The organism is Halorubrum tibetense (assembly GCF_042661865.1).
In the GTDB taxonomy this organism is placed as follows: Archaea; Halobacteriota; Halobacteria; order Halobacteriales; family Haloferacaceae; genus Halorubrum; species Halorubrum tibetense.
Genome location: NZ_JBHSWW010000074.1, coordinates 1 through 9,496, shown reverse-complemented (window position 1 = coordinate 9,496; position 9,496 = coordinate 1). Strand labels below are relative to the sequence as shown.

Here is a 9,496-nt window from a genome sequence, read left to right as displayed (position 1 = left end):
GATAGAGCGGGTCGCCCCCGCAGTCGCGCCCAACCTGACGGAGATGGCGGGCCCGGAGCTCGCCGCACGGCTGATCGCGCTGGCCGGCGGGTTGGAGTCGCTGGCGAAGAAGCCCTCCGGGACCGTCCAGGTGCTTGGCGCGGAGGACGCGCTGTTCGCACATCTCTCCGGCCGTGCGCCGTCGCCGAAACACGGGATCATCTACACGCACGAGTTCGTCCGGGGGACCCCGCCAGCTGACCGCGGGTCCGCCGCACGGGCGCTCGCGGGCAAACTGACGCTCGCGGCCCGGGTCGACCACTACTCCGGCGAGCGCCGCGAGTCGATTCACGCCGACCTCCGGGATCGGATGGAGACGATCCGCGCGCGCTCGGCGGTCGGGGGTGACGGGAATGAGTGACCAGTCGATCCCCGACGGCGTCGAGCGACGCCCGTTCGACGGTGAAACGGAGTTAGCGACCCGTGGATCGCCGGTGTACGGCGAGCCCACGGCGGGCGACTGGCGCGCTTGGGACCCCGGGCGATCCAAGCTCGGCGGGATGTTGGAGCTCGGGTTCGATACGGGACTCGCGGGCGGCGAGACGGTGTTGTACCTCGGTGCCGCGAGCGGGACCACGGTGAGCCACGTTGCCGACTTCGCCGGTCCGACGTACGCGGTGGAGTTCGCGCCCCGCCCGACGCGGGACCTGCTCGACGCCGCCGCGGACCGCGACCGGCTGTTTCCCCTTCTGAAGGACGCGCGGAAGCCGCGAACGTACGCACACGTCGTCGAGTCCGACGTTGACGCGATCATCCAAGACGTTGCCAGCCGTGGGCAGGCGGACGTGGCTGTGCGGAACGCGCGGTTTTTGGCCGATGACGGGCGGCTCCTGCTCGCGATCAAGGCGCGTAGCGAGGACGCCACCGCGTCGCCGGAAGCGGTGTTCGAGGAGGCACTCGATCGGCTCCGTGACGCCTACGAGGTGCTCGAAACCGATCGACTCGACCGGTTCCACGAGGACCACCTCGGTGTCGTCGCGACGCCGAGATAGGTCCCGAAAGCGGGGCTACCCCTCGTCGGGTTCCGGGTCGAACAGGTCCTCGATCCGGCAGTCGAAGTGATCCGCGAGCGCGAACGCCAGCTCCAGCGAGGGGTCGTACCGGCCGCGTTCGATGGCGTTGATGCTCTGTCTGGTGACGCCGACCGAGGCGGCGAGATCGGCCTGACTCTCGCCGGTTTCGGCCCGCCGTTCGCGGATGTCGTTTCTCATGATCGCCGTCGAAGCACGGTGTAGACGGCCCCGAAGACGACGTATATCGCGAACAGCGTCCACATCGCGCCGTCGAAGGCGGCCGGGAGTTCGAGGACGCCGCCCTCCTCCAAGGCGATCCCGCCGGGAGCACCGAGGACGAAGACGAACGCGAAGACGCCGAGCGTGTAGTCGCTTGCCTTCCGCTCGATGGCGGTGTCGCGTTCGTCGTACAGCGTCACCGGACTGAGCTGCCAGATGGCTATCATTCCGAAGAAGCCGCCCCAGTAAAGCAGGACGCCGACGAGGAATCGATCGAAATACATCCCGGCCCATAGCGCGAGGATCCCTCCAAAGAGGAGGCCGTACATCAGTCGTTTGTAGCGTTTCCGCCTGGAGAGCCGTTTTCTTGCGGGAGTTTCGTGTCCGTTCATGATATGTAAAGCGTCCGTTCCGTAAAGCACGCTTTACAGTATAGTGTGCTTTACAACCATACATAAATCTATCGGGGCGTTCGGCGTTTCAGGGGGATCCGAGAACGGTTGACGTCGAAGCGGGAGAGCGGCGACAGCAAGCCAGTGTGCGTGGCGTGTACTATCAGCGTCAGGAGCACGGTGAACGTCGGGGGCCGGGAGCGATCGGGAGCCGATCACCAAGTCGGCGGGGAGAACCCGGCGTCCTTGAGGAGGGGCTTCCACCGGCTCTGGACGGAGAGCCGGGAGACGTCCATCGCGTCGGCGACGGCGGACTGTGGCCGCTCTTGCCCGCGGATCAGCGCGGCGGCGTACAGGCTGGCGGCCGCGGTCGCGGCCTTCGATCGGTCGGTGTCCGGGACGCCCGAGAGGAAGACGTCGACCGCAGTCGAACACACCTCGTCGTCGAGGTCGAGCTCCGCACACGCGGCTTCGAGCCGCGAGATCCACTCCTCGTTGTCGACTCGGTCGCTCGCCCGGTACATACCGGTCCGTTGGCGACCGGCATATAAAAACGGTCCGTGGGGGCGGTGCAGTTCGTTAGGTTCTTGAGTCGGTTCGAGTTATATCGGGGCGCGCGCGGGTTGCCGAGCCAGGCCAAAGGCGTAGCGCTTAGGACGCTATCCCGTAGGGGTCCGCCGGTTCGAATCCGGTCCCGCGCACTGAGCGAAAGAGCGTAGCGACTGAGCGAGGGAGCAGGAGCGGATTTGAGCCCCGCGAGAAAGGCGCAGCGAACGAAGTGAGCGAGCATTTCTCGCCTCGGTTCGAATCCGGTCCCGCGCATACTGCCTCGAACAAATGTGAGAGGCATGTATGCGCGCAGGATTCGAAGCAGGGTACGGAGCGAAGCGAGGTTTCATCCGGTTCGAATCCGGCCCCGCGCACAAACGAACGAAATGAGCGAAGGGCAGATCGCGATCGATGCCGGGCGTGGGTATGGTAAAACGGCTGTGACGAGATAGTATATAACTGCTCGAGAGTGATGCGACGATTGCTTATAAATAAGCAGGGCGGTGGCGCGCCCCGGTTCGCGCCTTTATAAGGCGCGAACCGACGGTGCGAGGGAGCCCGCGGCTGTTTTTAAAAACAGCCGCGGCGAGGTTGGGGAGGTGTGAGGTGTGGCCGCCGTGCGGGGTGGGACTCAAAGGGGCAGTCGCGAGGGCGAAGCCCGCCGCAGTAAGCACCGCAGCGAGGGAGCGATAGCGACTGAGCGAGGCGCACAACAAGGCGCGCGAGCCGTCGCGGGTGGGGCTTTGAAGATTTTTACCGCGCCAGCAACGAATTATACCCGAGCGGCTGGGGCTTTGGACGTGTTCATCACGACAGCAACCATTTATAAACAGCCGCCAGCAACACCAGCGCTCTCTTATAAACAACCGATCATCCGTACTGCGATACCCACTCTCGCAATCGCTCACATTCGTGTCGGTACCGACCCGGACCGGATCCGAACGTCTCACTCAGTGTGGATCTCAACGGATCGAATATAAAACGGCTGCCGGGAGGGTGTGGTGCTACCCTTCCATCCCGCCGAACGAGAGGCCGCTTTCGACCGACCGCTGAGCCATGAAGTAGACGATCGCGACGGGGAGCGCGAACAGGTTCGCGAACGCAGCGAACCGCGTCCACGGCGTCTGGAATCGCCCCTCAGTCGCGAGGTTGTACAGCTCGACCGAGAGCGGGTAGTTCTCCGGACTGAGCAGAGTCTGTGCGATAATGAACTCGTTCCAGCCGGCGAGCCAGACGAAGATGAGGATGACGGCGAGTCCCGGTTTCGTCAGGGGGATGATGATCTCCCGGATCGTCTCGAGGAAGCTCGCGCCGTCGACCATCGCCGCCTCCTCGTAGGAGACGGGGATGTTGTCCATGTACGTCTTCAGTAGCCACGTGTTGAACGGGATCGCGCCGGCAGCGTAGAACAGCCCGAGAATGAACAAGTTGTTCGTCAGCCCATAGCTGCTAAACAGCGAGTAGAGGGCGACGAGCGTCGCGATCGAGAGCCCGGCCCCGATCTGTGTGAACAGCACGTAGCCGTAGAGGATCCGCTTGCGGGCGATGAAGCTCCGCCGCGAGAACGCGTATGCGGCGGGGACGATCATCGAGAAGCCGACGACGATCGTCACGGTGACGATGTAGAGGCTGTTGAACAGCGCACCCGGGCCGGTGTCGGTGCCGGCCCACTCGAAGGCGATCGGGAGCAGTCCGCTTCCGCCGAGCGTGATCGTGGGGTAACCCCAGTCGCCGCTCTCGAAGAAGAAGTCGGACTCGAAGATCACCCAGCGGTACGCCTCCAGGTTGTACGTCGTCGGATCGGGGAAGATACCATCCGTGTTGAACAGCCGAGTGCCCTCCGCGAGCGACGCGGCGGTGATCCAGTACAGCGGGAACAACAGGACGAGCAGCATGGCGAACCCGAGTAGGGTCATCGCCACGCTCGCCCCGACGTCAAGGGCGGTCCGGTTCCCGTTCCGGACGTCGTACACCGCCCGCTGCATCAGTACGACCGCGCGCTTGGGTGCCGTCGCGAAACTGACGAGCTTCGCGCGGAGCAGGTCCGCGGCCGAGCGGAGCCAGCTCATGAGTCAGCCACCCCCTCGGCGAGCCGCCCGTACTTCACGGCGAAGTACATGAACAGCCCGACGAACGCGATCGCGACGATCAGGATCGCCGCCGAGAGGCCGAACTCGTTGAAGTTGAGCGCCTCCCGATAGCCGTACACGATTATCAGCTCGTTTTGCCTCGCCGGACCACCCTGGTTGAACACCCATGGGATCAGGAACTGCTGGAACGACGTCGCGCCCGTGAGTATCGACGCGAACAGTACCGGCCGTCTGATTGCAGGCAGCGTCACCGTGGTGAACCGGTGGAAGTACCCCGCGCCATCGACTTTCGCCGCCTCGTGGAGCTCGCGGGGAACGTCTTGAAGCGCGCTCACGATGATGATCACCATGAACGGGTACGCCAACCACACCTCCGTCGTGACGTACGCGAAGAACGCCTCCCAGCGACCGCTGAGGAAGCCGACCGGCACGTCGACCAACAGCGCCTGTGGCACGGAGACGCTCGCGAAGAAGACGACCGTGTCGACCGCCTCGCCGATCCACAGCATGAACGTGTTGTACCGGTCCAAAACCACGTTGAACACGCCGAACCGAGCGTCACTGAACATCCCGCGCCAGACCGTGATCGTGAAGATGGCCGGGAAGCCGAGCGGGACGATCACCGCCGCCCGCATGTATCGTTTCCCGGCGACTCTGGCGTGGTTCAACAGGAGCGCGATCCCGACGGCGACGAACACTTTGATCACGAGCGAGACTGCCACGAACAGCCACGTCGTCGACATCGACGTCCAGAACTGCGAGTCGCTCAGCAGCTGGACGTAGTTGTCCAAGCCGATCAGCTCCGCGCTGCCGCCGATGACAGACCCGGCGAACGTCGCGTCGGTCAGTGAAATATAAAACAGATAGAAGATCGGGTACAGCATGAAACTCGAAAAGAGGATCATGCCGGGAACGACGAGGAGCAGCCCCCAGTCACGACTGGAGAAGGGCGACGCCTCCCGGAGCTGCGACAGCCGACCCACACTACCGGTTGATGAGGCCATAATGGTGTTGTGCCGGAAGCCTTACAGGCGCTCGCGGATCTCCGAGGCGGCCTGGTCGAGGGCCTCGTCGCCCGCCTGGTCCTCGTTGAAGACGCGCGTCAGCGCCTCTTCGACCGGCTCCCAGACGCTGTCCATGTCCGGGTGAGTCGGCATCGGGACGCCGTGGTCGACCTGCTGAGCGAACGCCTCGACCTCGTCGGAGAGATCGGCGTCCGTGACGGCCGCTTCCAGAACGGGAATGAACCCGTGGTTATCCGCGTTGTCGAGGACGGTCTCCTCGTTAGTCGTGTACCACTCCGCGAAGCCGGTGATCGCGTCGAGAGTGTCATCTTCCGCGTCCGCGAGCATGGAGCTGAAGTAGAACATCTGGATCCCGGAGTAGGTCCGGGGGTGGTTGCCGTCGACGGTCGGCAGCTCCGCGACGCCGACGTTCTCGACCTCCTCGTTGAGGTTTCCGAGCTCCCACGGTCCGTTGATCGCGAACGGCGCGAGCTCGTCCGCGAAGACGATGATCTGTGACTCGTAACCCGGGTCCTCGGGAATGTAGTCGAACAGGGTTTCGAGCGCCTCGAGCCCCTGTTTACACTCGTCGCTGTCGACGGTGACCTCGAGCGCGTCCTCGTCGTAGAGGTCTCCGCCGTACGCCTGAAGGAACCCGCTCGCGAAGTATGGGTCGGTTGCGGGGTAGGAGAGGCCGTACTCCCCGTTTGCCGGGTCGTGGAAATCCTCCATGATGTCGACCATCTCGTCCAGCGTCTCGGGCGGCTCGTCGACCATGTCCTCGTTGTAGTAGAGGGTGACCGTCTCGGAGGCGAACGGGAGTCCGTGAACGGCCCCGTCGAACTGGACCGCGTCGCGGGCCGCGCCGGTGTACGCGTCGAGGTCGACGTCGATGTCGTCGCTCGCGTCGTAGAGGAACTCCGGCTCCTCGCGGACGGCGAAGCGGCCGACCCAGTCGTGCGCCCAGATCCACGAGTGGGGACCGTCGCCGGCCGGGATCGCGGTCTCGATCTGCTGGTCGAGGTCGCCACCGGGCTCCTCCTGTGTGAGCTCGAGCCCCGTTTCCTCCTCGTACGCAGCGATCGCCGCCTGCATGTCCTCGTCTTCCGCGTCCGCGAGATCGGTCCACATCGTCGGACCGGAAACCCCGTCGTCGTCGGAACAGCCCGCTAAGGCCGCGATCGCTGCCGATCCCCCCATCGCTTTGAGTAGTGTCCGTCGGTTTGCGTTCATGGCTTGCAACAAACGATGAATTACATCTTCATACATTTAGTTTTTGGGATCGTTCGTGTGGTTTAGGATCTCTCGATATACGATGAGATCGTTCCTCACAGTTTGCCGATACGCCGAAGGACTAATAAGCCGGGAGACATCTGTTCAGGGAAATGGCGGAAGTCACACTCGACAGCCTCAGAAAGGAGTTCGATAGGGGAACCATCGTCGCCGTCGACGACGTGGACCTCGAGATCGAGGACGGCGAGTTCGTCACCGTCGTCGGTCCGTCCGGCTGCGGGAAGACGACGACGCTCCGGATGGTCGCTGGCCTCGAAGAGCCGACCGCCGGGACGATCCACTTCGACGACGAGGACGTGACGGACGTCCACGCGAAGAACCGCTCCGTCGCCATGGTGTTCCAGAACTACGCGCTGTACCCGCACAAAACCGTTCGCGAGAACATGGCGTTCGGTCTCAAGATGAGTACCGAGATGACGAAAGACGAGCGTCACGAGCGCGTCCGGGAGATGGCCGAGATGATGGGGATCGAGGAGCTCCTCGACGACAAGCCCGACGAGCTCTCCGGCGGCCAGAAACAGCGCGTCGCGCTCGGACGCGCGATCGCCCGTGAGCCCGAAGTGTTCCTGTTCGACGAGCCGCTCTCGAACCTCGACGCCAAGCTACGGACGGAGATGCGCGCGGAGATCCAGAAGCTCCAGAAGGAGTTCGGCGTCACGGCGATGTACGTCACCCACGACCAAGAGGAGGCGATGACGATGGGCGACCGCCTCGCCATTCTCGACGAGGGGCAGCTCCAGCAAGTTGGGAAGCCGACCGAAGTGTACGAGAACCCGGTCAACCGGTTCGTGGCGGGGTTCATCGGATCGCCCGCGATGAACTTCGTCGATGTCGATGTCGATACGACCGGGGACACCACGACGCTCGTCAATGAGGCCGCCGGCTTCGAGCTCCCGCTCAGCGACCAGTATCTGCGGGGCCACGACCTCCGCGACTCGGCGTACACTCTCGGGATCCGCCCGGAGAACGTCTCCGTGATCGAGGAGCCGAAGGGGAACGAGATCGTTACCACGACCGTCGAGGTCGTCGAACCGATCGGCTCGGACAACTACGTGCACCTCGCGCTCACTGACGACTTCCTCGCGCGCTCGCGGCCGGACATCAAACCCGAACCCGACGACGTGGTCGGGATCGACTTCGACGAGCGCGACCTCCACCTGTTCGACCCGGAGACCGGCGAGGACGTGTTCCTCCGTGAGGTCGAACCGGAAACGGTGGCCCCCTGAAGCGAAACCGCGTCGGCGGTTGGCGCGAGTATATAATCTGCTCTTGTGGCGCGACGACGTTGTCAGAGTGGGCGCTTCGTCGCCCGCGTATCTTGAGGCTTGGCGAATACGTGGTCGATCGTGGTCCGGCGGTGGCCGCGTTCAGTCTCGACAGTTTGCTTATAAACAGGTGCTCGTGAGCCGGCGGAGATCGCGGTCGAAGCCTCAGGCTGCGGACGTAGTCCGGTGACTGCCCTCTTGTATCCCGTCCGTACAGCTCCTCACCCGTCCCCACCCTCGTCGTCCTCGCCCTCGCTTCGCTCGATCGCCGCCGACTCCCTCGCGGGCTCTCGCCGGGGGCAAAGCCGCCGGCTGTCAGAGGGGCCTCCGGCCCCTCCTTACTCACGGCCTCGCTGCGCCCGACCGCTTGGAGCCACGCCACCGCGTTGGTTTATCGTCGTCGCCGCTCACGATAGGTTCTCTCGGATCCGCGTCCCCGAACCCGTCCACGCTCCTCCGGCGTCGCCGAGGGGGACGGTTTGAAGTGCGCGCTCGTCGGAGTACGGGACAGTGATGGAGCCGCCCGAGATCGAGCGGTTGGACGAGCGGACGATCCAGCGGATCGCGGCGGGCGAGGTCGTCGAGCGCCCGGCCAGCGTCGTCAAGGAGCTGATCGAGAACAGCCTAGACGCGGGTGCGACCCGGATCGCGGTGAGCGTCGAGGCCGACGGCACGGAGGGGATCCGCGTTCGCGACGACGGCGTCGGGATCCCGGCCGACCAGCTGGAGGCGGCGGTCGCCGAACACGCCACCTCGAAGATCGGGGACATCGAGGACCTCGACGCGGGCGTCGCCACCCTCGGGTTCCGCGGCGAGGCGCTGTACACGGTCGGCGGCGTCTCGCGGCTCACGGTTCGGTCGAAACCCCCCGGGGCCGACGCCGGCGCGGAGATCACCGTCGAGGGCGGATCGATCGGCGAGGTACGGCCCGCCGGCTGCCCGACGGGAACCGTCGTCGAGGTCGGGGACCTCTTTTATAATACGCCCGCCAGAAAGAAGTTCCTCAAACGGGTGGCGACGGAGTTCGACCACGTCAACACGGTCGTCACGAGCTATGCGCTCGCGAACCCCGATGTCGCCGTCTCCCTCGAACACGACGGTCGGGAGACGTTCGCGACGGAGGGGAACGGCGACCTCCGCTCGGCGGTGTTGGCCGTCTACGGTCGGGAGGTCGCCGAATCGATGATCGATGTCGACTGGACTCCGGGGTCGGCCGGCGGCGACGCTGGGGCGGCGGTCGACGGCGAGGCGACGATCGACGGCGACGACGAGGACCCGCCCGTAATCCGGGTCACCGGACTCGTCTCTCACCCGGAGACGACCCGGGCGAGCCGGGACTACCTCGGCACGTACGTCAACGACCGCTACGTCACCGCGAGCGTGCTCCGTGAGGCCGTTCTCGACGCCTACGGCGGCCAGCTCGCCCCGGACCGGTACCCGTTTACCGTCCTCTTCGTCGAGGTGCCGCCCGACGACGTCGACGTCAACGTCCACCCACGCAAGCTGGAGGTCAGGTTCGACGAGTCGACCGCCGTCAGGTCGGCGGTCGCCGACGCGGTCGAGTCGGCGCTGCTCGACCACGGGTTGATCCGGTCGACCGCGCCGCGCGGAGAGTCCGCGCCCGACGAGGTC

Annotated in this window: 9 protein-coding genes, 1 tRNA gene and 1 pseudogene; 5 read left to right on the top strand and 6 right to left on the bottom strand. The window is 65.0% G+C overall.

Going from position 1 to position 9,496, the window contains the following annotated elements:
- Together ACFQEU_RS07090 and ACFQEU_RS07085 are read left to right on the top strand one after the other, a co-directional pair.
- Positions 1-400 (top strand): annotated as a pseudogene (locus ACFQEU_RS07090) (NOP5/NOP56 family protein); the annotation flags it as partial.
- Positions 393-1,031, top strand: coding sequence for a fibrillarin-like rRNA/tRNA 2'-O-methyltransferase (locus tag ACFQEU_RS07085; RefSeq protein WP_379780672.1), 639 nt, complete (start codon positions 393-395; stop codon positions 1,029-1,031). The pseudogene ACFQEU_RS07090 and the gene ACFQEU_RS07085, both read left to right, overlap by 8 nt.
- Positions 1,032-1,046: 15 nt before the next feature.
- On the opposite strand, the gene ACFQEU_RS07080 is transcribed toward ACFQEU_RS07085, so the two are convergent.
- The 3 genes from ACFQEU_RS07080 to ACFQEU_RS07070 form a co-directional block, all read right to left on the bottom strand.
- Positions 1,047-1,250 (bottom strand): helix-turn-helix transcriptional regulator, encoded by a 204-nt coding sequence (locus ACFQEU_RS07080; RefSeq protein ID WP_379780670.1) that lies wholly within the window; start codon positions 1,248-1,250, stop codon positions 1,047-1,049.
- Complete coding sequence (locus ACFQEU_RS07075; RefSeq protein ID WP_379780668.1) at positions 1,247-1,663, bottom strand: DUF2178 domain-containing protein; 417 nt, start codon at positions 1,661-1,663, stop codon at positions 1,247-1,249. Before ACFQEU_RS07075 ends, ACFQEU_RS07080 begins: the two co-directional genes overlap by 4 nt.
- A gap of 215 nt (positions 1,664-1,878) precedes the next feature.
- On the bottom strand, positions 1,879-2,187 hold the full coding sequence (locus ACFQEU_RS07070) for a transcription initiation factor IIB family protein (protein WP_379780666.1): 309 nt from the start codon (positions 2,185-2,187) through the stop codon (positions 1,879-1,881).
- Positions 2,188-2,279: 92 nt separating this feature from the next.
- Between ACFQEU_RS07070 and ACFQEU_RS07065 the strand changes: the two genes are divergently transcribed.
- Positions 2,280-2,364 (top strand) — tRNA-Leu (locus ACFQEU_RS07065).
- A gap of 852 nt (positions 2,365-3,216) precedes the next feature.
- Here the strand turns inward: ACFQEU_RS07065 and ACFQEU_RS07060 are convergent.
- From ACFQEU_RS07060 to ACFQEU_RS07050, 3 genes are read right to left on the bottom strand one after another with little or no spacing between them, the layout of a single operon-like run.
- Positions 3,217-4,281 carry a sugar ABC transporter permease gene (locus ACFQEU_RS07060; RefSeq protein WP_379780664.1) on the bottom strand — a complete coding sequence of 355 codons (1,065 nt, stop codon included), beginning with the start codon at positions 4,279-4,281 and terminating at the stop codon, positions 3,217-3,219.
- Positions 4,278-5,306 (bottom strand): carbohydrate ABC transporter permease, encoded by a 1,029-nt coding sequence (locus tag ACFQEU_RS07055; protein ID WP_379780662.1) that lies wholly within the window; start codon positions 5,304-5,306, stop codon positions 4,278-4,280. Before ACFQEU_RS07055 ends, ACFQEU_RS07060 begins: the two co-directional genes overlap by 4 nt.
- 21 nt (positions 5,307-5,327) lie before the next feature.
- Positions 5,328-6,539, bottom strand: coding sequence for a substrate-binding domain-containing protein (locus ACFQEU_RS07050; RefSeq protein WP_379780660.1), 1,212 nt, complete (start codon positions 6,537-6,539; stop codon positions 5,328-5,330).
- 152 nt (positions 6,540-6,691) lie between these two features.
- Between ACFQEU_RS07050 and ACFQEU_RS07045 the strand changes: the two genes are divergently transcribed.
- Together ACFQEU_RS07045 and mutL are read left to right on the top strand one after the other, a co-directional pair.
- Positions 6,692-7,825 carry an ABC transporter ATP-binding protein gene (locus tag ACFQEU_RS07045; protein ID WP_379780658.1) on the top strand — a complete coding sequence of 378 codons (1,134 nt, stop codon included), beginning with the start codon at positions 6,692-6,694 and terminating at the stop codon, positions 7,823-7,825.
- A gap of 552 nt (positions 7,826-8,377) precedes the next feature.
- A partial coding sequence (gene mutL / locus ACFQEU_RS07040) for a DNA mismatch repair endonuclease MutL (RefSeq protein ID WP_379780655.1) occupies positions 8,378-9,496 on the top strand: 1,119 nt, incomplete at its 3' end.